Here is a 22,735-nt window from a genome sequence, read left to right on the forward strand (position 1 = left end):
CTCGCATCCTGCCGCACCGGCTCCCGGCGGGACCGGCGGCGCCGCTGGTCAGCCGCCGACGGCGACCGCCACGACGCCCCGCCGCACCCGCTCCACCGCGGCCCGGGCGGTGCGCGCCACCGGCTCGTCGGCGACCTTGCCGAGCTGGTCCAGGAGGTCCAGCAGCTGCCGCGCCCAGCGGACGAAGTCGCCGCCGGAGAGCTCGGTGCCGGCCTGCTCGGCTCCTGCGAGCACCCGGTCCAGGCTCTGGCCGTCGGCCCAGCGGTAGGCGGCCCAGGCGAACCCGAGGTCGAGGTCGCGGCTCGGGGGCACGTCGTGGTCGAGCTCGACGTCCTGCAGCCGGGAGCGGATGCCGCGCATCTCGCCGATGGCGGCGCCGACCTTGCCGGCGGGCACGGAGGGCAGCCCCGGGGTGTCCCGCCGGGCCTCGAACACCAGCGTGGAGACCGAGGCCGCCAGCTCGGCCGGGCCGAGCCCGCGCCAGACCCCTTCGCGCAGGCACTCGGCGACGAGCAGGTCGGACTCCGACCAGATGCGGGCCAGCCGCCGGCCGTCGTCGGTCATCACGGGCACGTCGTCGACCGCCCCGAGCACCTCGGTGTCGGCCGGCACCAGCGGCGCCACCTCCGGCACCAGGTAGCCCAGCTCCTCCAGGACGTCGCAGGTCCGGTCGAACTGCCGGGTGAGCGAGCCGGTGCGCTCGGCCATCCGCCGCTGCAGGGCCTCCGCCTCGTGCACCGCGCGCAGCCAGCGCTCGGCCACCCGCACCCGATCCTCCCGGTCGGGCAGCTGGTGGACGGGGTGGTTGCGCAGTGCCTGCCGCAGGTCTTCCAGCACCGGGTCGTCCGCAGCCGCGGAGCGGCCCTTCTTCACCCGCCGCGCGCCCAGGTCGTGCTCCACCCGGGCGTTGCGCAGCGTCGAGGCCAGGTCGCGGCGGGCGTGCGGGCTGCGGTGGTTGAAGTTCTTGGGCACCCGTACCCGGGCGAGCGCCTGCACCGGCGTCGGGAAGTCCACCGAGCCCAGCCGGCCCGCCCACTTGTCCTCGGTGAGCACCAGCGGCCGCGGATCGGCCAGGTCGGTGATCCCGGGGTCGAGGACGACGGCCAGCCCCTGCCGACGTCCCGTGGGTACCCGGATGACGTCGCCGGGGCGCAGCGCGGCCAGCGCGTCGGCGGCCTCGATCCGCCGCTTGGCCTGGGAGTCGCGGGACAGCTCCTTCTCGCGTTCGGAGATCCGCCGGCGCAGCAGCGCGTAGGCGCCCACGTCGCCCCGGTCGGAGTGCATCTGGGCGGCGAACTCCTCGGCGTCCCGCTCGTGGCGGGCAGCGGCCCGGGCCAGCCCGACGACCGAGCGGTCGGCCTGGAACTGCGCGAACGAGCTGGCCAGCAGCTCGCGGGCGCGGGCGCGCCCGAACGAGCCGACCAGGTTGACCGCCATGTTGTAGCTCGGCCGGAAGGACGACCGCAGCGGGTAGGTGCGGGTGCTGGCCAGCCCCGCCACGACGCTCGGGTCCATGCCGGGCGCCCAGATGACGACGGCGTGCCCCTCGACGTCGATGCCGCGCCGACCCGCCCGGCCGGTGAGCTGGGTGTACTCCCCCGGGGTGACGTCGACGTGCGCCTCGCCGTTCCACTTGACCAGCCGCTCGAGTACGACGGTGCGCGCCGGCATGTTGATGCCCAGCGCCAGGGTCTCGGTCGCGAAGACGGCCTTGACCAGGCCGCGCACGAAGCACTCCTCGACGGTCTCCTTGAACGCCGGGACCAGCCCCGCGTGGTGGGCGGCGAGCCCTGAGAGCAGGCCCTCGCGCCACTCCCAGAAGCCGAGGACGTGCAGGTCCTCCTCCGGCAGCGAGCCGGTGCGCTCGTCGATGATCGCCGCGATCTCGGCGCGCTCGGCCTCGTCGGTGAGCCGGAGCCCGCTGAGCAGGCACTGGTGGACCGCGGCGTCGCAGCCGTTGCGGCTGAACACGAAGGTGATCGCCGGCAGCAGCCCCGCCCGGTCGAGGCGCTCGACGACGTCGGACCGCGCCGGTGGCCGGTACCGGGGCCGGTGGTGGCCCTCCCGGCGGCCGTTGCCGCCCCAGGTGTCCAGGCGGCGCTCGTGCTCCCGCACGTAGCGGACGAGCTCCGGGTCGACGACGGAGGCGCCGCGTTCCCGCGTGGACAGCGGCCGGGGCCCCTCGCCCTGCTCCCCGGCGTGCGCCGCGGGCCGCAGCGAGAACAGGTCGAACACCCGGTTGCTCACGAGCATGTGCTGCCACAGCGGGATGGGCCGGACCTCGCTGACCACCACCTTGGTGTGGCCGCGCACGGTGACCAGCCAGTCGCCGAACTCCTCGGCGTTGCTCACCGTCGCCGAGAGCGAGACCAGGGTGACCGACTGGGGCAGGTGGATGATCACCTCCTCCCACACGGCGCCGCGGAACCGGTCGGCGAGGTAGTGGACCTCGTCCATCACCACGTAGCCCAGGCCGTGGATCGCCGGGGACTCCGCGTAGAGCATGTTGCGCAGCACCTCGGTGGTCATCACGACCACCGGGGCGTCGCCGTTGACCGCGTTGTCGCCGGTCAGCAGGCCGACCCGGTCGGCGCCGTAGCGCTCGACCAGGTCGTTGTACTTCTGGTTCGACAGCGCCTTGATCGGCGTCGTGTAGAAGGCCTTGCGCCCCTCGGCGAGAGCCTTGTGCACGGCGAACTCGCCCACCACGGTCTTGCCGGCGCCGGTGGGCGCGCAGACCAGGACGCCGGAGCCCTCCTCCAGCGCCTCGCACGCCTCCACCTGGAACGGGTCCAGGGAGAAGCCGAGCTCGGCGGTGAAGTCGGCCAGCGTCGGGTGGGAGGTCCGCCGCCGGGCTGCGGCGTACCGCTCAGCGGGGCTGGACATGCCCCCACGTTAGGCGCGCCCCGGGTCATCGGCTCGCCACGATCAGCTTCCCTGATCGTGGCGCGTCCTCCCTCAGCGCATGCGCTGAGGGAGGACACCGCATGATCAGGTCAGCTGATCGTCGCCGGGCCCCGCGCCGGCGATCCGGACGGCGGCGGGCACGCACTCGACGACCACCGGCAGGGGCCCGATCAGCTCCCCGTCGGCGTAGGTCCTGACGCCGGCGCACGACAGCTCCACGCGGGCCGCCCGGTGCACCGTCACCGCGGGGTGCCCGACGTGGCTGCCGTCGGCCAGCCGCGGTCGGGTGCGCACCAGCTCGCGGCGCGTCACGGGCCCGACCACGGTGACGTCGAACAGCCCGTCGGCGCAGTCGGCGCCCGGGCACATCCGCAGACCGCCGCCGTACCAGGCGGTGTTGCCGACGGCGACCATCGTGGCGGCCAGCGTGCGGGTCTCGCCGTCCAGGGAGAGCGTCACGTCATAGGGGCGCAGCCGGGCCAGCTCGGCCAGGACGGCGACGTCGTAGCGGCGCCGGCCCCGGGGCCAGCGCAGCCGGTTCGCGCGGTCGGTGACGGCCGAGTCGAACCCGCAGCACAGCACGGTGGCCCACCAGCGGCCGGCGGCGCGCCCCGCGTCCACCGCCCGGTGGCGCCCGGCCAGCAGGTCCCGGGCGGCGGCGCGGGCGGCCGCCACCGGATCGGCCGGCACCTCGAGGGCCAGGGCCAGGTCGTTGCCGGTGCCCGCCGGGACGACGGCGAGCGGGACGGCCGACCCCGCGACCGCCTGCAGCGCCGCGTGCGCGGCGCCGTCACCCCCCACCGCGATGACGGCTCCGGCGCCCTCGGCGATCGCCTCCGCCGCCTGGCGCTCGGCGTCGGGCCGGGTGGTGGCGTCGAGCACCCGGGGCACCACCCCCTCTTCGCGCAGCGCGTCGAGGACCGACCGGCTCGCGGTGAGGGCGCGGCCGCGCCCGGCCGCCGGGCTGATGAGGACCGCGGCATCCACCGCCGTCAGCCGCGGGCCGACGGCGAGTGCTCGACCGGTTCCTCCAGCTCCGAGGGGCGGGCGTCCAGCGGCGAGGCCTCGTCGTCACCCAGGTCGTGGAAGTGCTCCGCGGCGGCCCGCCGGGCCCGGCGCCGGTCGACGACGCGGGCGAGCTGGATGGCGAGCTCGAACAGCACGATCATCGGGCCGGCCATCAGCAGCATGGTGAACGGGTCCTGCGTCGGCGTCACGAACGCGGCGAAGACGATGGTGAGGAAGAAGATCCACCGGCGGCTCTTCGACAGCACCTCGTAGCTCAGCACGCCGGCGAGGTTCAGCGCGACGGCGATCAGCGGCACCTCGAAGCTGACGCCGAAGGCGACCAGCAGCGACAGCACGAAGCCGATGTAGTCCTGGGCGGTGAGCGCGACGACGACGCCGTCGCCGGCGAGGCTCAGCAGCAGCTCCAGGCCGGCCGAGAGCGAGACGTAGGCGAGCACGGCGCCAAGGGCGAAGAGCGTCGAGGAGACGGCGACGAAGCCGACGCCGTAGCGCTTCTCGTTGCGCTTGAGGCCGGGGGTGATGAAGGCCCACAGCTGGTAGAGCCAGAACGGGGCGGAGAGCACCACGCCGGCCAGGAAGGCGACCTTGAGGCGGATGAACACGCCACCGAAGACGTTGGTGATCAGCAGGCCGCAGCCCCCGGCGTCGTCCCCGCCGTAGCGCAGCTCCTCGGGGAGGCCGCAGTACGGGGCGCGGATGAACTCCCCGAGGCCGTGCCCGTACCACCAGAACGAGATCGCGGTGGCGACGAGGATGGCCAGCCCGGCCTTGAGGATGCGGTTGCGCAGCTCGGTGAGGTGCGCGATCAGGCTCATCGTGGCCTGCGCGTCGCGCGGCGGCCGCCGGCGCCGGCGCGCGCCACGGGTCGCCTCGCTCACCGCCGTCCCCCCGGGTGCGGTGCGGTCAGCGGGAGCGGTCGGCCGCGCGGGCCTGCTCGGCCTGCGCCCGCAGCTCCGCGGCCCGGAGCTCGGCCTGCCGCGCCTCCTCCTGCAGCTGGGCGCCGAGGTCGTCCGACGCCGGCGACGCGGGCGCGACGATCTCCCCGCGCACCGGCGTGGTGCGCGCGGCGTCCTTGGTGCGGACGTCGTCGTCCTTCATGCCCTTCATCTCGCCCTTGAAGATGCGCAGCGAACGGCCCAGGGACCGCGAGGCGTCAGGCAGCTTCTTGTAGCCGAAGAGCAACAGGATGGCCAGGATGATCAGACCGATCTCCAGCGGGCCGAGTCCGGCCATGGCGCGTCCTCCAGAGGTGTGGTTGCTGCGGTGATGCTACGCCGCCTTGCGGCGATTCCCAGAGGTCTGCGCGCGAGGTGGAGCCGCCGGCCGGTCGAGTTCGCCGGCCGTTCAGCCGGCGGTCGTCCGGGCGTCGCGCAGCCGGGCGGCGTGGTCGGCGGACTGCTGCAGCTCCGCGCGCACGGGGGCGACGTCGTCCTGCGCGGCCGTCAGCTCGCGCGCCAGCCGGCCGAACGACCCCAGCACGCCGTGGACGAGCACGCCGAGGACGACGAGCGCCAGCAGGACCACGACGGCGAGGACGATCCAGAACACCACGGCGGAACCCTAGCCCGCGCCGCCGGAGGGCACCCCGTACCGGGCCAGGGCGGCGCGGGCCTCGGCGGCGACCTGCGCCCCGAGCTCGGCCGGCTCCTCCACGACCGCGTTGCCGCCCAGCAGGGCGACCAGCCGCCGGGCCCACGCCAGGTCGGCGGTGCGGACCGTGACGGCGAGCCCGCCGGGTGGGTCGTCGACGGGGGTGAGGTCCTCGGTCGGGTAGTAGTCGGCGACCCACCGGGCGCTGCGGGACAGCCGCAGCCGGACGGCGGGCGTCTCGGGCCCGGGCTGGTACAGGCCGTCGTCGATGCTGCGGCTGGTGGCCTGGGGCGGTGCCGCGGCCGGCTCGTCGAGCACCGTGGCCTCGTCGACCCGGTCCAGCCGGAACAGCCGGACGCCCTCGGCCCGCCGGCACCAGGCCTCCAGGTACCAGTGGCCGTCCACGTACAGCAGCTGCATCGGGTCGACGGTGCGCTCGGTGCGCTCGTCGCGGGCGGGCACGTAGTAGTGCAGGTGGAGCGCGCGCCCCTCCTGCAGCCCGCGGCGGGCGATCGCGAGGGTCTCCTCCTGTGCGTCCACGCTCACCGCCAGGGGCGCCGTCCGCGCCGCGGCGTCACCGGTGGCCGCGGAGACCTTGGCCAGGGCCCGGCTCACCGCCTCCCGCTCGGCGAGACCGGGCAGCTCCAGCAGGGTGCGCAGGGCCACGACGAGCGCGACCGCCTCGTCCGTCGTCAGGCGCAGCGGCCGCACCATGCCGGCGTCGAAGGTGACCCGCACCCGGTCGCCCTCGAAGGCGACGTCGATCAGGTCGCCCGGGCCGTAGCCGGGCAGCCCGCACATCCACAGCAGTTCGAGGTCGCGCTGCAGCTGCCGCTCGGGGACGCCGAAGTCGCGGGCGGCCTCGGCCAGCGGCACCCCCTCGGGGCGGGCGGTGAGGTACGGGACGAGGGCCAGCAGCCGGGTCATCCGGTCGGTGGTCCCGCCGGCGGTCACGCGTGCACCTCCATGGCGGCCAGGCGGGTCAGCCGGGCGATCACGGCCTCCCGCATCGTGGTCGGGGCCTCGACGACGACGTCCGCGCCGTAGGCGGCGATCTGGTCGGCGAGCGCCCAGGGCTCGGTGGTGCGCAGCTGCAGCCGGTCCTCCACCTGGCCGGTGCCGTCGTCGGCCGGGCCGAGGGAGGTGGCGTGCCGGCGCAGCCCCACGGCCGTGCCCGGGCGTGCCCGGACGACCACCAGGTGCTCCTCCCCCTGCACCTGCTGGCCGGCGACGACCGCGGTCAGGTCCAGGTCGGCCGGCGGTTCGAAGGCGCCCGCCGGCCCGACGGCCTTCGGGGTGCCGACCACGCGGGAGAGCCGGAACACGCGCGGCGCCTGGCGGTCGAGGTCCTGGCCGACCATGTACCAGCGGCCGTGCCAGGCGACGACGCCCCAGGGCTGGACGTCCCGGCGGACGGCGGTGTCCTCGTCGGGGCGCCGGTAGTCGAACTGGAGACGGCGCCGGTCGCGGGCGGCGGCGTAGCAGGGCTCGAACGCCGCCTCGCCGCGGTCCAGCCGGTGCTTGATCGGCAACGCGCGGGAGGAGTCGACGTCGACCCCGGCCGCCCGGAGCTTGACCAGGGCGCCCTGCGCGGCGCCGGCGAGCTGCGCGGACTCCCAGAGCCGCAGCGCCAGGCCCACGGCAGCTGCCTCCTCCCCGGTCAGGTGGATCTCGGGGAGCTCGTAGTCGGCCCGGGCGATGCGGTAGCCGTCCTCGGTGTCGAAGACACTGGTGCGCCCGGTCTCCAGGGGCACCCCCATCTCGCGGAGCTCGGCCTTGTCGCGCTCGAACATGCGCTTGAACGCCTCGTCGGCCCGGTCCGTGCCGTCGTCGGCCTCGTAGCCCGGCACGGTGGCGCGGATGCGCGCCGCCGTCACGTACTGGCGCGTGCTCAGGAGCGCGATGACCAGGTTGACCAGTCGTTCCGCCCGCTTGGCCGCCATGGCCCTCAGGCTAGTCAGCCCGCCGGCGCCCCGTCGCCGCCCGGCCGGTCCGCGGCCCGCTGGATAGCCTGCCGGTATGACCCGTGCTGCTGCCTCCGCGCCCGCGTCCCGGATCCGCTGGCGGCGCGGCCGGGTCACCGCGACCGGCCGGTCCTGGCCCGACGCGCTGGAGCTGACCGTCGAGGTGGGCGGTGAGGGCGAGCTCCGCGCACTGGCCCACCCCTCGCTGGTCGGCGTCCCCGAGGTGGGCGACGACGTGCTGCTGAACACCACCGCCCTGGCGCGGGGCCTGGGTACCGGGGGCTACGCGCTGGTCGTCGCCGTCCCCGACCGGCTGCCGCCGGACCCCGAGGGCCCCGGGCACCTGGTGAAGGCCCGGTACACGCCGCTGCAGGTGATGGTGCAGGGCGTCGACGAGCAGGAGACCGAGCACCACGCGACGATCGCCGACGCCGACGACCTCGGCGGGATGCCGGTCGTGGTGGCCGACCTGCACTCGGCGCTGCCGGCGATCCTCATCGGGATGCTCGCCACCGACCCCGACCTCAGGGTCGCCTACGTGATGACCGACGGCGGGGCGCTGCCGGCGGCGTTCTCCCGCGCCGTGGGGGCGCTCAAGCCCTCGCTGGCCGGCGTCGTCACGGTGGGGCAGGCCTACGGCGGCGACCTGGAGGCGGTCACCCTGCACACCGGGCTGCTGGCGGCCCGGCACGTGCTCCGCGCCGACCTGGCGATCGTCACCCAGGGGCCCGGGAACCTGGGGACGGGGACGCCGTGGGGCTTCTCCGGGGTGGCCGCCGGTGAGGCCTGCAACGCCGTCAGCGTGCTGGGCGGGGTGCCGGTCGGAGCGCTGCGCATCTCCGACGCCGACCCCCGGCCACGGCACCGCGGGGTCTCCCACCACTCGCTGACCGCCTTCGGGCGGGTGGCGCTGGGCGGGGTGGCGCTGGTGGCGCCGCGCGGGCTCTCGTCCGAGCTGGGCGGGCAGGTGGACGAGGACCTCGCGGGCCAGCCCGAGCGCAACACCGTCGTCTGGGTGGACACCGACGGGCTGGACGCGGCACTGGGGCTCTCGCCGGTGCCGCTGCGGACGATGGGCCGCGGCTACCCGGAGGAGCGCGCCTACTTCCTGGCGGCCGCGGCAGCCGGCCGCTACGCCGCCCTGCAAGCACCCCTCGCTTCGTCAGCCTCCGGCTGACACCGCGGCCACGAGCCGTCCCCCCGCTGCGCTGAGCCCAGCCGACGTGCCGCGCCGGGGAGCCTCCGGCCCCCGCGTCGCAGCACGTCCCTCGCAGGGCGTCTCCCTGTCGCGCCTGCGCGGACCCTCCGGGCCCACTCGGCGCGCCAGATCACATGGAGGCGATGAGCTTCTCGACGCGCTCGTCCACGGCCTTGAACGGGTCCTTGCACAGCACGGTGCGCTGGGCCTGGTCGTTGAGCTTGAGGTGCACCCAGTCGACGGTGAAGTCGCGGCGCTTCTCCTGGGCCTTGCGGATGAACTCGCCCCGCAGGCGGGCGCGGGTGGTCTGCGGCGGGACGCTCTTGGCCTCGAAGATGCGCGGCTCGTGGGCCACCCGGTCGACCTGGCCGGCGCGCTCGAGCAGGTAGTACAGCCCGCGGGTGCGGCTGATGTCGTGGTAGGCGAGGTCCATCTGCGCGATGCGCGGCGAGGAGAGCGGGAGGTCCCGCTTGGCCCGGTAGCGCTCCAGCAGGCTGTACTTGATCGCCCAGTCGATCTCGCGGTCGATGAGGCCGAGGTCCTCGCTGTCGACGGCCTTGAGCACCCGGCCCCACAGTTCGAGCATCTGCCGGTGGACCGGGGTGCAGCCCTCGCGGTCGACGAACTCCATGGCCCGGCTGTGGTACTCCGACTGGATCTCCAGGGCCGACATCTCGCGGCCGCCGGCCAGCCGCACCTTGCGGCGTCCGGTCATGTCGTGGCTGATCTCGCGGATGGCCCGGATCGGGTTCTCCAGCGTCATGTCCCGGATCGGGGTGCCGGCCTCGATCATGCGCAGCACGAGGTCGGTCATGGTGACCTTGAGCAGCGTCGTGGTCTCGCTCATGTTCGAGTCGCCGACGATGACGTGCAGCCGCCGGTAGCGCTCCGCGTCGGCGTGCGGCTCGTCGCGGGTGTTGATGATCGGCCGGGAGCGCGTGGTCGCCGACGACACGCCCTCCCAGATGTGCTCGGCGCGCTGGCTGACGCAGTACAGGGCGCCCCGCGGGGTCTGCAGCACCTTGCCGGCGCCGACGACGATCTGCCGGCTGACCAGGAACGGGATCAGGACGTCGGCGAGCCGGCCGAACTCCCCGTGCCGGCCGACGAGGTAATTCTCGTGGCAGCCGTAGCTGTTGCCCGCGGAGTCGGTGTTGTTCTTGAACAGGTAGATGTCGCCGGTGACGCCCTCCTCGGCCAGCCGCTGCTCGGCGTCGACGAGCAGGCCCTCGAGGATCCGCTCGCCGGCCTTGTCGTGGACGACCAGCTCGGAGAGGTCGTCGCACTCGGCCGTCGCGTACTCGGGGTGGCTGCCGACGTCGAGGTAGAGCCGGGAGCCGTTGCGCAGGAAGACGTTGGAGCTGCGCCCCCACGACACCACGCGCCGGAACAGGTACCGGGCGACCTCGTCCGGCGAGAGGCGGCGCTGCCCCTTGAAGGTGCACGTGACGCCGTACTCGGTCTCGATCCCGAAGATCCGTCGGTCCACGCTCCGAGACTAGGCGCCGGGAGCGACAGCGGCCCACCGCCGGACCGGCGGGCCGCTACCGCTTCGCGTCGAGCCGCTGCAGCAGGTCGTCGAACGCGCGCTCGATCTCGTCGTGCCCGTTCTGCGACGCCCGCTGCTTGCCGTGGATCAGCGCCGCCCGGTTCACCTTCGAGAAGTCGCCGTACGGGAAGTGGTAGCGCTTCTTGGTCTCCTCGCCGGCGTCCGGGTCGACGGCGAGGTGCCAGGCCGCGTAACCCGTCCAGCCGTGCGCCTCGATCTCGGCGTTCCCGTCGGCGGCGGAGGGCGCGGCGTCGGACCACTCGGTCCGGTCGTCCACGTCCCCCCGGTCGATGAGCTTCTTCGCCTGGGCGAACGCGTCGTCGTTGAGGTCGTAGTGGGGCATGCCCCTCCCCTACCCCGCCGGAGCGGGTCAGCCCTCGGTCTGCGGGTGCCCCTCACCGGTGTCGGTGACGCCGCCGGCGGTGTCGGGGGCGGCCGGGTCGCCGAGCCCCGCGGGCGTGCCGGGTGCCGGGTGGCTCGGCACGTGACCCGAGGTGGGGGTCCCGCCGTCGCCGGTCTCGCCGTCGCCGAGCACGCTGTGCAGGGCGGCGCCCACGATCCGTCGGAACGCCCGCTTGGGCCGCCGGCGGTCGAGGACGGCGACCTCGAGCTGGTGCGCGGTCAGCCGCGTCGGCCCGCCGTCGCCGGCCCCGGCGGTGGCCGGGCTGACGGCGGAGAGCGCGTCGACCCCGACCCGCAGCGCGTCGGCCAGCCCCATGCCGGGGTGGAAGTTCTCGCGCAGGTGGGCCGTGACGGCCTCGGCCTGCCCGCCCATCACGACGAAGTCGGGCTCGTCGACGACCGAGCCGTCGAAGGTGAGGCGGTAGAGCTGGTCGTGCTCGGGGGTCTCGCCGACCTCGGCGACGCACAGCTCGACCTCGTAGGGCTTCATCTGCTCGGTGAAGATCGCGCCCAGGGTCTGGGCGTAGGCGTTGGCGATCACCCGGCCGGTGACGTCGCGCCGGTTGTAGGAGTAGCCGCGGACGTCGGCGAGGCGGACGCCGGCGACCCGCAGGCTCTCGAACTCGCTGTAGCGGCCCACCGCGGCGAAGCCGATGCGGTCGTAGATCTCGCCGATCTTGTGCAGCGTGGAGCTGGGGTTCTCGGCGATGAGCAGGACGCCGTCGGCGTAGGTGAGCACGGCGACGCTGCGACCGCGGGAGATGCCCTTGCGGGCGTACTCCGAGCGGTCGCGCATGACCTGCTCGGCGGAGGCGTAGTACGGCATGGTCATGGCTCAGGCCTCCCCGGCGGAGTTCTCGCGCTCGGCGGCGGCGCGCTCGGTGACGATGGCGTCGGCGACGGCGGCGATCTCGGCGTCGGTGAGCCGGATCGCGCCCTCGGCGTCCACCCGGTAGACGATCGGGTAGAGCCGCCGGACCGGGTCGGGGCCGCCGGTGGCGGAGTCGTCGTCGGCGGCGTCGTAGAGCGCCTCGACGACGGTGCGGGTGGCCGCCGCCGCGTCCAGGCCCTGGCGCCAGGTCTTCTTGAGGCTGTTGCGCGCGAACAGCGAGCCCGAGCCGACGGCCGCGTAGCCGCGCTCCTCGTAGTTCCCACCGGTGACGTCGTAGCTGAAGATGCGGCCCGGGAGCGCGCCCGGGGCGGCGTCGAGGTCGAAACCGGCGAACAGCGGGACGACGGCGAGCCCCTGCAGCGCCGCGCCGAGGTTGCCGCGGATCATCTGGGCGAGCCGGTTGGCCTTGCCGTCGAGGGACATGGTGAGCCCCTCGATCTTCTCGTAGTGCTCGAGCTCGACCTGGTAGAGCTTGACCATCTCGATGGCGATGCCCGCCGCACCCGCGATGCCGATGACGCTGTAGGAGTCGGCCGGGTAGACCTTCTCGATGTCGCGGCTGGAGATGTAGTTGCCCATGGTGGCCCGGCGGTCGCCGCCCATGAGCACGCCGCCCTCGTAGGTGGCGGCGACGATCGTGGTGCCGTGCGGCGCGATGTCACCCACGGGCAGCTGCGGGACCGGCCGGCGGCCCGGGAGCAGGTCGGGAGACGAGGCGGCCAGGAAGTCGGTGAACGAGGAACCCACCCGGTCCAGGTAGGCGGGCGGGAACCCGCTCCGGCCAGCTGACGACTCGTTCACCCATCCGCCTCTCCCGCCTGCTCCCGCCGGCGTGCACCGCTGCTCTGCCGGGCGCCGCGCCGTAGTGCTCGGATGCGGTCCCGGACGTCCCCAGGGACCCTACCGGCGGCCACTGACGTCGGCTTGGCCGTCCGGGTCCTCGGCGCCGGCAGCCTGGAGCACGGCGATCGCCTGCTGCTGCATGTGGTGCTCCACGTAGAAGGCGGCCATGTGGAGGAGCCCTGGATCATCCCTGAACAGCCCCAACCCCTGATTGCACCGCTGGCAGAGCAACTGCCGGGTCCCCCCGCGAACGTGGTCATGATCCAGGTGCTGGGGACTCGGGTCCTGGCAGATCGCGCACTGGTCACGCTGCGCCGCGCGGAGCTGCGCGACCTCTTCTTTGGTGATGCCGTACATCCGCGCGAAGTAGGCCGCGCTGCTCGCGGTGTTGTGGCACTTCTTGCAGCGACTGCCGAAGCCGGAGGCGGTCCGCCGACTTCGCGTGTAGTCCTCGTGCGCTACCGGTTGCTGGCAGGAGGGACACCATCGGAACCCCTGCGGGATCCAGGAGTGATCCCTGATCTCCTTCCCCAGAGAGCGTCGCCTGTCTCGGTACCAGGCATTATTCCGGGCACGGTTGCACTCCAGGCAGTAGAACGAGAGACCGTCCTCGCGCGATCTATTGCGTCCGAACGCCGCAGTGGACTTGGTCTGGCCACAGGCCGGACACTGCTTGTCCATCGCTCAGCGTAATGAGCCGATCACTGACCGCCCTTTTGCACATACGACCGAACGAACTCCTCACTGTTCTCCTCCAGCACGTCGTCGATCTCGTCCAGGAGCGAGTCGACGTCCTCGGACATCTTCTCGTGGCGCTCGGCGACGTCGGAGTCGACCGAGGCCTCGATCTCCTCGTTCTCCTCGCGCGCCCGCGTCGCCTTCTGCTGCCCGCCGGTGTCCCTGGTGGCCATGCTGCCCTCCGGTCCGTCAAGTGGCTGGTGCTGCTCAGGAAACTACCCGCCGGCACCGACATCCGGCGTCCGCCGACCGGGACCGGTGGACGCCTCCCCGCACTGTGGACGACCGGTCAGGGGCCGGTGATCGTGTCGACGAGCTCCTGGGCCGTCGCCGAGGCCTCGAACAACGCGCCCACGTGCTCCCGCGTGCCGCGCAACGGCTCCATCGTCGGGATGCGGACCAGGTTCTCCCGGCCCAGGTCGAAGACGACCGAGTCCCAGGAGGCCGCGGCGATCTGCGCGGGGAAGCGGCGCAGGCACTCGCCGCGGAAGAACGCGCGGGTGTCCGAGGGGGGCATCACCATGGCCCGGGTCACCTCCTCGTCGGTGACCAGGCGCTTCATGGCACCGCGCGCGACCAGCCGGTTGTACAGCCCCTTGTCCGGCCGGACGTCGGAGTACTGCAGGTCGACCAGCTGCATCCGCGAGTCGTTCCACTCCAGGCCGTCGCGCGAGCGGTAGCCCTCCAGCAGGCGGAGCTTCGCCGGCCAGTCCAGCCGGTCTGCCAGCCGCATCGGGTCCGCCTCGAGGTCGTCGAGGACCGCGGCCCACTGGCGCAGCACGTCGTCGGTCTGCTCGTCGCGCTCCCCGCGGGTCTCGACGAAGCGCTCGGCCCGCTCGAGGTACAGCCGCTGCACCTCGATCGCGGTCAGCCGCCGGCCGTCGCGCAGCCGCACCCGGTGGGTGAGCGAGGGGTCGTGGCTGACCGCCTGCAGCTCGGCCACCGGCTCCTCGACGGCCAGGTCCGGCGGCAGCACGCGCGCCTCGATCATCGCGAGGACGAGCGACGTCGTCCCGACCTTGAGGTAGGTCGACAGCTCGGCGAGGTTGGCGTCCCCGATGATCACGTGCAGACGGCGGTACTCGTCGGGGTTGGCGTGCGGCTCGTCGCGGGTGTTGATGATCGGCCGCTTCAGCGTCGTCTCCAGGCCGACCTCGACCTCGAAGAAGTCGGCGCGCTGCGAGAGCTGGAAGCCCGCCGTCCGGCTCTCCACGCCGATGCCGACCTTGCCGGACCCCGCGAACACCTGCCGGGTGACGAAGAACGGCACGAGCCCGCGGATGATGTCGATGAACGGCGTCCGGCGGTCCATCAGGTAGTTCTCGTGGGCCCCGTAGGAGGCGCCCTTGCCGTCGGTGTTGTTCTTGTACAGCTGGATGGGGTGGGTGCCGGGGATTTGCGCGGCGCGACGGGCGGCCTCGGCCATGACCCGCTCCCCGGCCTTGTCCCACAGCACGATGTCGCGCGGGGTGGTGACCTCAGGCGTCGAGTACTCCGGGTGGGCGTGGTCGACGTAGAGCCGGGCGCCGTTGGTCAGGATGACGTTGGCCATCCCGGAGTCCTCGTCGAGGTCGTTGTGGTCCAGCGCCTGCGCGGGGGTCAGGTCGAAGCCGCGGGCGTCCCGCAGCGGCGACTCCTCCTCGAAGTCCCACCGGGGACGACGGGGTGTCGGCGCCTCGGCCACCGCCCATGCGTTCACCACGAGGCTGGACAGCGTCGTCGGGTTGGCCCCCGGCTGCCGCGGCACCGAGATGCCGTACTCGACCTCGGTGCCCATGACCCGCCGCACGCTCATGGCCCAACCCTAGGCCGGTCCCGTCCGCGGGCCCGGCGCCGGCATCGAGCCCGCGGCCTGGCGGATGCCGGAACCCTTCCGTAGCCTCGGTGACGCCCCGGCCGCACCGAGCGGTCATCGGGGTCGTGCACGGATGTCGGCCGTCGAGCCGATCCGCTGCACCCTCAGGACGCGCCGCGCGCCCTCTCCGCCCAGCGGCCGCGCTCCTTCTCCATCGATCCGGCACCGTGGGTGGACCGTGCTGCCCCGTCGCGGGTCGGTCGCGTGGGCGCCCGCCGTTCGAGAGGGTCATGACCAACCGCAGCACTCCCCGCCCGTCCACCCGCTCCTTCCGCCGCGGCGCCGCGGGTGTCGCCGTCGCCGGCGCCGCGCTGATCGCCCCGTTCCTCGGCACGGGCACCGCCGCGGCCGCCGACGGCGCGACCTGGGACCGCCTCGCGCAGTGCGAGAGCAGCGGCAACTGGGCGATCGACACCGGCAACGGCTACTACGGCGGCCTGCAGTTCTACCAGCCCACCTGGGAGGCGTTCGGCGGCCTGGAGTACGCCGCGCGGGCCGACCTGGCGACGCGTGAGCAGCAGATCTCGATCGCCGAGAAGACCCTCGCGGCGCAGGGCTGGGGCGCATGGCCGGCCTGCTCGGCGAAGCTCGGGCTCACCGAGGCCGACAAGGCCGGCAGCGCCGCCGCACCGGCACCCGCCCCGGCACCGGCTGCCCCCGCGCCCACCCCTGCTCCGGCCGACGCCGGACAGCAGTACACGGTCCAGGCCGGTGACACCCTCTCGCGGATCGCAGCCGCCGCCGGCCTGGACTGGCGCGCCGTGTACGACGCCAACCGCGACGTCATCGGCGCCGACCCGGGGCTCATCTACCCCGGCCAGGTCCTCTCCCTGGGCTGACCCGCCCGACCGGCGTCCGGGGTTCCGGACTCGTCACGCCGTCCTCCCTCACCGTGACGTGTCCGTCCTCGCGGTGTGCGGTGAGGGAGGACACGCCGCGATCAGGTCCCCTGATCGTCGCGAGCCCCGGCGGACGAGCCCCGACGGACGGGCTGCCGGCAGGCAGACGGACGGCCCGGGCACCGCGCAGGTGGCCGGGCCGTCCGTCGTCGGCGCTAGAGGTACTGGCCGGTGTTCGTCGCCGTGTCGATGGCGCGCCCGGCCTCGTTGCCCTTGCCGCTGATGAGCGTGCGGATGTAGACGATCCGCTCGCCCTTCTTGCCCGAGATCCGCGCCCAGTCGTCGGGGTTGGTCGTGTTGGGCAGGTCCTCGTTCTCCTTGAACTCGTCGAGGCACGCCTGCATCAGGTGGCCGACGCGGAGCCCGCCGGTGCCGGTCTCCAGCCGCTCCTTGATCGCCATCTTCTTCGCGCGGTCGACGATGTTCTGCAGCATGGCGCCGGAGTTGAAGTCCTTGAAGTACAGGACCTCCTTGTCACCGTTGGCGTAGGTGACCTCGAGGAAGCGGTTCTCCTCGCTCTCCGTGTACATCCGCTCGACGGTGCGCTGGATCATCCCGGCGATCGTCGACTCGCGGTTGCCGCCGTGCTCGGCGAGGTCGTCGGCGTGCAGGGGCAGTTCGGGCACCAGGTACTTGCTGAAGATGTCGCGCGCCGCCTCGGCGTCGGGCCGCTCGATCTTGATCTTCACGTCGAGCCGGCCGGGCCGCAGGATCGCCGGGTCGATCATGTCCTCGCGGTTGGAGGCGCCGATGACGATGACGTTCTCCAGGCCCTCGACGCCGTCGATCTCGCTGAGCAGCTGCGGGACGATCGTCGACTCGACGTCGGAGGAGACGCCGGAGCCGCGGGTGCGGAAGATCGAGTCCATCTCGTCGAAGAAGACGATGACCGGCGTGCCCTCGCTGGCCTTCTCCCGTGCCCGCTGGAACACCAGGCGGATGTGCCGCTCGGTCTCCCCGACGTACTTGTTGAGCAGCTCGGGGCCCTTGATGTTGAGGAAGTAGGACTTCGCCTGGTTGACGCCCTCGCCCTTGACCGCCGCCACCTTCTTGGCCAGCGAGTTGGCGACCGCCTTGGCGATCAGCGTCTTGCCGCAGCCGGGCGGGCCGTACAGCAGGATGCCCTTGGGCGGGCGCAGCTGGAACTCGCGGAACAGGTCGGCGTGCAGGAAGGGCAGCTCGACGGCGTCGCGGATCTGCTCGATCTGCCGCGAGAGCCCACCGATGTCGGCGTAGTCGATGTCGGGGACCTCTTCGAGGACGAGCTCCTCGACCTCGCTCTTGGGGATCCGCTCGTAGACGTAGCCCGACCGGCTCTCCAGCAGCAGCGAGTCGCCGACGCGCAGGGGCTGGTCGCTGAGCGAGTCGGCGAGGTAGACGACGCGCTCCTCGTCGGTGTGGCCGATGACCAGCGCGCGCGGCGTGACGCCGTCGACCGGCTCGAGCAGCTCCTTGAGCATGACGACGTCGCCCTGCCGCTCGAAGTCGCGCGCCTCGACGACGTTCATCGCCTCGTTGAGCATGACCTCCTGGCCGGTTCGCAAGCCCTCGACCTCGACGTTCGGCGAGACGGAGACCCGCAGCTTGCGGCCGCCGGTGAACACGTCGACCGTGCCGTCGTCGTAGGAGGTGAGGAAGACGCCGTAGCCCGACGGCGGCTGGCCCAGCCGGTCGACCTCCTCCTTGAGCGTGACCAGCTGCTCGCGGGCCTCGCGCAGGGTGCCGGCCAGCTTGTCGTTGCGCTCGGAGAGGAAGGCCGCACGCCCCTCGGCCTCGGCGATCCGCTCCTCCAGCGCGCGCACCTGGCGCGGGCTGTCGGCCACCTTGCGGCGGAGCAGGCCGATCTCTTCCTCGAGGTAGGAGATCTGGCTGAGCAGCGAGGCGACGTCACGCTCGCGCCGCGCCCTCAGCTCGTCAGGACCCAGGCCCATCGCGCACCTCCGCACAGTCGGGGGAGCCAGGACGCAAATCTATACACGCGGAGGGACAGTTCGCCGTGGGCTCGCGGAGGTCGTGACGGGCTGCTAGTGACGCCCTCGTGACCCCTCGCCACCGCCGCAGGATCCCGGGGCAAGCCGCGTGTCGTGCTGGAACGGCAACCCTTCAGGGACCCGCGCCGAGCCTCGGGACGTGCTGGAACGGCCCTCCTGCAGGGCCCCGCCGCGAGCGTGCGAGCGGCGGGGGGCAGGAGGGTCCTTTCAGTGCTTCTGAGCGCGCCGCTGGCGGATCGGTGCGACGGCGCCCTCGGCGAGCCGGCGGGCGGTGACGAGGAAGGCGGTGTGGGCGACCATCCGGTGCTCCGGGCGGACGGCGAGGCCGACGGCGTGCCACGGCCGCAGGAGGGTCTCCCAGGCGTAGGGCTCGGTCCAGACGCCCTGCGCGCGCAGCGCCTCCACGTAGGTGGAGAGCTGGGTCACGGTGGCCACGTAGCCGACGAGCACGCCGCCCGGCCGCAGCGCCGCGGCGACGGTGGGCAGCACCGCCCACGGCTCCAGCATGTCCAGGACGACGCGGTCGACGACCTCCTCGGCCGGGTGGTCGGCCAGGTCGCCCAGCCGCAGGTCCCAGTTGCCCGGGACCTCGCCGAAGAAGGCGCCGACGTTGGCCCGGGCCACGTCGAGGAAGTCCTCGCGCCGCTCGTAGCTGGTCAGCGAGCCCTCGGAGCCCACGGCCCGCAGCAGCGAGCAGCTCAGCGCCCCGGAGCCCGCCCCGGCCTCCAGCACGCGCATGCCGGGGCCGACGTCGCCGAAGCCGACGATCTGCGCGGCGTCCTTCGGGTAGATGACCTGCGCGCCGCGCGGCATGGAGAGCACGTAGTCGGCCAGCAGCGGCCGCAGCGCGAGGTAGCCGGTGTTCGCCGTGGAGTGCACGACGGAGCCCTCGGGCGCGCCGATGAGGTCGTCGTGCTCGATGGCGCCGCGGTGGGTGTGGAACTGCTTGCCCGGGGTCAGGACGACGGTGTGCAGCCGTCCCTTGGGGTCGGTGAGCTGCACGCGGTCCCCCGCGACGAACGCGCCCTCCACGGGCTCGGCCCGCTGGGCGGCCGGCTGCTCCCCCGCGTCCTCCGGCGTCCCGGCCGGCGCGGGCTGCGCCTCGTCGACGACGTCGGTCACGGGCTCCTGCTCACTGGTCACGGGCGACCAGGGTACGGACGGTGCTGGTGTGACCCGGGACGCCGATGCGGCGCGGGCGCTCGGAACTGTCGGAGGCGCCACCTAGCCTCGGGTGCATGACGGCGATGGTGCAGACCGGCACGGGAACCGACACGCCCGCCGAGGGCGCGGCGGCGCCCGGCGAGGCGGCGGCACCGCGTCGCCCGTCGCTCTCCCCCAGCCGCGCGGCCGACTTCAAGACCTGCCCGCTGCTCTACCGCTTCCGCACGATCGACCGGCTGCCCGAGCGCAAGAGCCTGGCCGCCGTCCGCGGCACCCTGGTGCACTCCGTGCTGGAGCGGCTCTACGACCTGCCCCCCGCGCGGCGCACCCCCGAGAGCGCGCTGGAGCTGGTCGAGCCGGCCTGGGCGGAGCTGCGCGAGGAGCCGGGCATCGCCGAGCTGTTCGAGACCGGGCAGGAGGAGGGCGCCGAGACCGACGCGAACGCCCCGGAGTCGGTGGCCGCCTGGCTGGCCTCGGCCGGCAAGCTCGTCGAGAAGTACTTCACGCTGGAGGACCCGCGCCGCATCCAGCCGGCCGGCCGCGAGGAGCTGGTCGAGGTCACGCTGCCCGACGGGCTCCTGCTGCGCGGCTACGTCGACCGGCTCGACGTCGCCCCGAACGGCGCGCTGCGGGTCGTCGACTACAAGACCGGCTCGATGCCCCGCGAGGCGTTCGAGTCCAAGGCGCTGTTCCAGATGAAATTCTACGCGCTGGTCCTCTGGCGCACCCGTGGGGTCGTCGCCGCCCAGCTCAAACTGCTCTACCTCGGCGACGGCGACGCGCTCACCTACGCCCCGGAGGAGGCGGAGCTGGTCCGGTTCGAGCGGACGCTGCTGGCCATCTGGTCGGCGATCGAGCGCGCCGTCGCCACCGGCGAGTTCCGGCCGAACAAGAGCCGGCTGTGCGGTTGGTGCGACCACCAGGCGCTGTGCCCGGCGTTCGGGGGCACTCCCCCGCCGTTCCCGGCCGACGCCGCCGCGGCGGCCGGCTGGCGCACGACGCTGCCGGTCACACCGGTCTGAGCCCCGGCTGACGCTCGTCCAGCTCAGCGGCCGGCGAGCAACGCCGACCGCCCGGCGGCGAGGACCTCGAGGAGCTCGCGCACCCCGACGCCGGCGAGCGTGTCGCGCAGGGTCAGCCCGGGCGCGGGCGGGACCGGCTGCAACGCCGGCACCCCGAGCACCGCCATGCCGGCGGCCAGCCCGGAGGTGACGCCCACCATCGAGTCCTCCACGACGACGCAGGCCGCGGGCTCCACGCCCAGGGCGGCGGCCGCCTGCAGGTACGGCGCCGGGTCGGGCTTGCGCGCGGGCACCTCGTCGCCGCACACGGTGGCCTCGAACGGGCTGTTCCCGAGGTCGGCCGCGATGCTGCCCAGGACGATGTCGGCGAGCCGGCGCGGCGTCGTCGTCACCAGGGCCGTCCGCAGCCCTGCGGCACGGACGGCCGAGATCAGCTCGCGGGCGCCTGGCCGCCACGCGATCCCGCGCCCCATCAGCTCGCCGACCCGGTCCTCGACCCATCGGGCGTCGGCCTGCAGCTGCTGCTGCGTGCGGACGACCCCCAGGTCGGCGTGGAGGACCTGCATCGACCGGCGCATGCTCGTCCCCACCGTCGCCGCCCGGGCCTCGGGTGACATGCGCCCGCCCAGCGAGGCGGCGAGCTCGAACATCGCCTCGCCCCAGTACTCCTCGGTCTGCACCAACGTGCCGTCCATGTCGAACAGGACGGCGGCGAGGTCGTTCGGCATCAGGGCTGCGACGTTCCTTCGTGATCCGGCTGAGGAGGCACGGCGCGCAGGGCAGCCGTCCACGCGGTGGGTGGTCCGCGGCTCCGAGTGTCCCAGCCCGGGGGGCGGAGCCGGAGCGGCGCCCTACCGGAGTGGTGCCACCGGAGTGGTGGCACCGGACGAGCCCGGACGCGGTGCTGGTCACGGCTGCGTGACCGGTGGCGCCGGGTGTCCTCGGGCCGCTGGATCACCGGGTCCCGAGCCGCCGGGATCAGGCCGGTTCGGTGCGCACCAGGGTGGCGAAGGCGATCACGTTGTCCTCGTAGCTGCGCACGGAGGAGTCGAAGTCCCCACCGCAGGTGATCAGCCGCAGCTGCGCGTCGTCGGTGTTGCCGTAGACCTCGAGGGTCGGGAAGTCGGCTTTCGGGTGCCGCTCGACCCGGTCGACGGCGAAGACCACGACGGTCCCGTCGGCGCGGGCCACCTCCACCTCGTCACCGGGTGCCAGCGCGCCGAGGTCGAAGAACACCCCCGGGCCGTGCTCGGCGGAGTCCACGTGCCCCAGGACGACCGCGGGGCCGACCGCGCCGGGCGCCGGACCGCGCTCGTACCAGCCGGCCTGGTCGTCCGGCTCCAGCGGCGGCACCTCCACGGTGCCGTCGCCGTTCAGCCCCAGGCGGAGCAGGTCGCTGGTCACCCCGATGGCCGGGATGCTCACCGCCACCGGCTCGGCCACGGCATCGGCCCCCGCTGCCGGCTCCGCGGCCGCGGTCCCCGGGCCGGGCGGGGCGGGCGCGGACGGGCTGGCGGGCGCGGACGGGCTGGCGGGCGCGGAGGCAGTGGCGGACGCGTCGGCCGACGCCACCGGCTGCGGGGCCTGCCGCTGCCCGGTCACCGCCACGGCGAGGGCCACGACGGCCACGAGGGCCAGCCCGACGGCCAGCGCCGTCCACGTGCGGGTGCTCGGCCGACGGCCGTTCTGCTCGGTCACGCGGGCTCCCTCCGGGGTGTGCGGGCCGGGCCGCGCGGGAGGAGATCCTCCCGCGCGGCCCGGGGACGGATCAGGCCTGCTCGGCCTGCCGACGCCGGTAGGCCAGCCCACCGGCGACCGCAGCGCCGGTCAGCGCGAGGGCGCCGACGCCCATGGCCGTCTGCTGCTCGGCACCCACGGTGCTCCCACCGCCGGTCTCGGCGCCACCGGCGGGCGCGGCGCCCATCTGCGCGACCGCCAGGGTGCCGCACGCCGCGGGCGCGGTCGCCTCCATGGGCAGCGACGGGTCGAGGTCGCTCATGACGTCGCCGTCGTAGGTGCCGGAACCGTTCTGGTCGACGCCGTGCACGACGAGGACCGCGGTGCCGTCCTCGAACGCCTGGTGCACGTCCTCGCTCACCTCGAAGGTGCGCTCGTAGCTGACGGAGCCGCCCTCGGCGGTCGGGAAGCGGTCGATGGCCAGGCCGCTGTCCGGACCGGTGTCGCCGGTGGTGGTGAGGGAGGAGCCGATGGCGCCGTAGAACGGCGCCCCCTCGGTCACGCTGACGAAGCCGTCACCGTTCTCGTCGGCGGCGTCGGTCGGGCAGGTGCCCTGGGCGCCGATGTGGAAGTGCTGGGCGTGGGGCGCGCCGGCGAGGAGCCCGGAGGCCTCGATCATCACGGTCGCCGTGGTGCCGTCGAGCGTCACCATGCCGGTGCCCTGGACGCCGGACTGGTTGAGGGCGCCGAGGTCGGCCTGGTAGCTGAGCGGCCCCTCGTGCGCCGAGGCGGTGGAGACGGCCAGCAGCGGGAAGGCCGCGGCGGCCAGGGCGACGGTCGGGAGTGCGAGTGCCTTGCGCAAGGTGTGCTCCTCGTGTTCGGAGTGGTGGCGGCGGGCGCCGGCGAGAGCGCCGATCACCCGTCGCGCCGGCCGGCGCGCCTCTGCGCCGGCCGTGGTTCCGGTCCGGAGACCCGGAGCAGCGGACCGGTCCCCGGCCGCGCTGTCCGTCCTGCC

22 protein-coding genes are annotated in these 22,735 nt (G+C 73.8%); 3 read left to right on the forward strand and 19 right to left on the reverse strand.

The window, feature by feature from the left end; translation table 11 throughout:
* Nucleotides 1–48: 48 nt before the first annotated feature.
* From ACI792_RS05125 to ACI792_RS05155, 7 genes are all read right to left on the reverse strand, one after another.
* Complete coding sequence (locus tag ACI792_RS05125; RefSeq protein ID WP_456601624.1) at nucleotides 49–2,886, reverse strand: DEAD/DEAH box helicase; 2,838 nt, start codon at nucleotides 2,884–2,886, stop codon at nucleotides 49–51.
* A gap of 105 nt (nucleotides 2,887–2,991) precedes the next feature.
* Complete coding sequence (locus tag ACI792_RS05130) at nucleotides 2,992–3,894, reverse strand: diacylglycerol/lipid kinase family protein (protein ID WP_456601625.1); 903 nt, start codon at nucleotides 3,892–3,894, stop codon at nucleotides 2,992–2,994.
* 5 nt (nucleotides 3,895–3,899) lie between these two features.
* Nucleotides 3,900–4,814, reverse strand: a complete 915-nt coding sequence (gene tatC / locus ACI792_RS05135; RefSeq protein ID WP_456601626.1) for a twin-arginine translocase subunit TatC — start codon at nucleotides 4,812–4,814, stop codon at nucleotides 3,900–3,902.
* A gap of 25 nt (nucleotides 4,815–4,839) precedes the next feature.
* Nucleotides 4,840–5,169 (reverse strand): Sec-independent protein translocase subunit TatA, encoded by a 330-nt coding sequence (tatA, locus tag ACI792_RS05140; RefSeq protein WP_456581361.1) that lies wholly within the window; start codon nucleotides 5,167–5,169, stop codon nucleotides 4,840–4,842.
* A gap of 111 nt (nucleotides 5,170–5,280) precedes the next feature.
* A complete protein-coding gene (locus ACI792_RS05145) occupies nucleotides 5,281–5,487 on the reverse strand; it encodes a hypothetical protein (protein WP_456601627.1) in 207 nt (68 codons plus the stop codon).
* Between the two features lie 9 nt (nucleotides 5,488–5,496).
* Complete coding sequence (locus tag ACI792_RS05150) at nucleotides 5,497–6,480, reverse strand: helix-turn-helix transcriptional regulator (RefSeq protein ID WP_456601628.1); 984 nt, start codon at nucleotides 6,478–6,480, stop codon at nucleotides 5,497–5,499.
* Nucleotides 6,477–7,469, reverse strand: a complete 993-nt coding sequence (locus ACI792_RS05155; protein WP_456601629.1) for a helix-turn-helix transcriptional regulator — start codon at nucleotides 7,467–7,469, stop codon at nucleotides 6,477–6,479. Before ACI792_RS05155 ends, ACI792_RS05150 begins: the two co-directional genes overlap by 4 nt.
* A gap of 76 nt (nucleotides 7,470–7,545) precedes the next feature.
* On the opposite strand from ACI792_RS05155, the gene ACI792_RS05160 reads away from it, so the two are divergent.
* Nucleotides 7,546–8,667: a DUF3866 family protein gene (locus ACI792_RS05160; protein ID WP_456601630.1), complete on the forward strand. Its 1,122-nt coding sequence runs from the start codon at nucleotides 7,546–7,548 to the stop codon at nucleotides 8,665–8,667.
* A 151-nt stretch (nucleotides 8,668–8,818) separates the two neighbouring features.
* On the opposite strand, the gene pafA is transcribed toward ACI792_RS05160, so the two are convergent.
* The 7 genes from pafA to dop all read right to left on the reverse strand — a co-directional run bounded on the left by pafA (nucleotide 8,819) and on the right by dop (nucleotide 14,907).
* Nucleotides 8,819–10,177, reverse strand: coding sequence for a Pup--protein ligase (gene pafA, locus ACI792_RS05165; protein ID WP_456581366.1), 1,359 nt, complete (start codon nucleotides 10,175–10,177; stop codon nucleotides 8,819–8,821).
* 55 nt (nucleotides 10,178–10,232) lie between these two features.
* Nucleotides 10,233–10,580 (reverse strand): hypothetical protein, encoded by a 348-nt coding sequence (locus tag ACI792_RS05170; protein ID WP_456601631.1) that lies wholly within the window; start codon nucleotides 10,578–10,580, stop codon nucleotides 10,233–10,235.
* A 27-nt stretch (nucleotides 10,581–10,607) separates the two neighbouring features.
* Nucleotides 10,608–11,471 carry a proteasome subunit alpha gene (prcA, locus tag ACI792_RS05175; protein ID WP_456601632.1) on the reverse strand — a complete coding sequence of 288 codons (864 nt, stop codon included), beginning with the start codon at nucleotides 11,469–11,471 and terminating at the stop codon, nucleotides 10,608–10,610.
* A 3-nt stretch (nucleotides 11,472–11,474) separates the two neighbouring features.
* On the reverse strand, nucleotides 11,475–12,332 hold the full coding sequence (gene prcB, locus ACI792_RS05180) for a proteasome subunit beta (protein ID WP_456601633.1): 858 nt from the start codon (nucleotides 12,330–12,332) through the stop codon (nucleotides 11,475–11,477).
* Between the two features lie 99 nt (nucleotides 12,333–12,431).
* Nucleotides 12,432–12,731: an endonuclease domain-containing protein gene (locus ACI792_RS05185; protein ID WP_456601634.1), complete on the reverse strand. Its 300-nt coding sequence runs from the start codon at nucleotides 12,729–12,731 to the stop codon at nucleotides 12,432–12,434.
* A gap of 344 nt (nucleotides 12,732–13,075) precedes the next feature.
* Nucleotides 13,076–13,285 carry a ubiquitin-like protein Pup gene (locus tag ACI792_RS05190; RefSeq protein WP_456601635.1) on the reverse strand — a complete coding sequence of 70 codons (210 nt, stop codon included), beginning with the start codon at nucleotides 13,283–13,285 and terminating at the stop codon, nucleotides 13,076–13,078.
* A gap of 116 nt (nucleotides 13,286–13,401) precedes the next feature.
* Nucleotides 13,402–14,907 carry a depupylase/deamidase Dop gene (dop, locus tag ACI792_RS05195; RefSeq protein WP_456601636.1) on the reverse strand — a complete coding sequence of 502 codons (1,506 nt, stop codon included), beginning with the start codon at nucleotides 14,905–14,907 and terminating at the stop codon, nucleotides 13,402–13,404.
* Between the two features lie 290 nt (nucleotides 14,908–15,197).
* Here dop and ACI792_RS05200 point away from each other — a divergent pair, with 290 nt between their 5' ends.
* Complete coding sequence (locus ACI792_RS05200) at nucleotides 15,198–15,806, forward strand: transglycosylase family protein (protein WP_456601637.1); 609 nt, start codon at nucleotides 15,198–15,200, stop codon at nucleotides 15,804–15,806.
* 215 nt (nucleotides 15,807–16,021) lie between these two features.
* Here the strand turns inward: ACI792_RS05200 and arc are convergent, their stop codons facing one another.
* Together arc and ACI792_RS05210 are read right to left on the reverse strand one after the other, a co-directional pair.
* Nucleotides 16,022–17,797: a proteasome ATPase gene (gene arc, locus ACI792_RS05205; RefSeq protein WP_456581374.1), complete on the reverse strand. Its 1,776-nt coding sequence runs from the start codon at nucleotides 17,795–17,797 to the stop codon at nucleotides 16,022–16,024.
* 267 nt (nucleotides 17,798–18,064) lie between these two features.
* On the reverse strand, nucleotides 18,065–19,000 hold the full coding sequence (locus ACI792_RS05210) for a tRNA (adenine-N1)-methyltransferase (protein ID WP_456601638.1): 936 nt from the start codon (nucleotides 18,998–19,000) through the stop codon (nucleotides 18,065–18,067).
* 95 nt (nucleotides 19,001–19,095) lie between these two features.
* On the opposite strand from ACI792_RS05210, the gene ACI792_RS05215 reads away from it, so the two are divergent.
* Nucleotides 19,096–20,043 carry a RecB family exonuclease gene (locus ACI792_RS05215; protein WP_456601639.1) on the forward strand — a complete coding sequence of 316 codons (948 nt, stop codon included), beginning with the start codon at nucleotides 19,096–19,098 and terminating at the stop codon, nucleotides 20,041–20,043.
* A 23-nt stretch (nucleotides 20,044–20,066) separates the two neighbouring features.
* On the opposite strand, the gene ACI792_RS05220 is transcribed toward ACI792_RS05215, so the two are convergent.
* The 3 genes from ACI792_RS05220 to ACI792_RS05230 all read right to left on the reverse strand — a co-directional run bounded on the left by ACI792_RS05220 (nucleotide 20,067) and on the right by ACI792_RS05230 (nucleotide 22,582).
* Nucleotides 20,067–20,771, reverse strand: coding sequence for an HAD family hydrolase (locus ACI792_RS05220; protein WP_456601640.1), 705 nt, complete (start codon nucleotides 20,769–20,771; stop codon nucleotides 20,067–20,069).
* Between the two features lie 250 nt (nucleotides 20,772–21,021).
* Nucleotides 21,022–21,741 (reverse strand): class F sortase, encoded by a 720-nt coding sequence (locus tag ACI792_RS05225; RefSeq protein WP_456601641.1) that lies wholly within the window; start codon nucleotides 21,739–21,741, stop codon nucleotides 21,022–21,024.
* A 70-nt stretch (nucleotides 21,742–21,811) separates the two neighbouring features.
* Complete coding sequence (locus ACI792_RS05230) at nucleotides 21,812–22,582, reverse strand: hypothetical protein (protein ID WP_456601642.1); 771 nt, start codon at nucleotides 22,580–22,582, stop codon at nucleotides 21,812–21,814.
* Between the last annotated feature and the right edge of the window lie 153 nt (nucleotides 22,583–22,735).

The sequence above is a fragment of the Blastococcus sp. SYSU DS0669 genome (genome assembly GCF_054050895.1).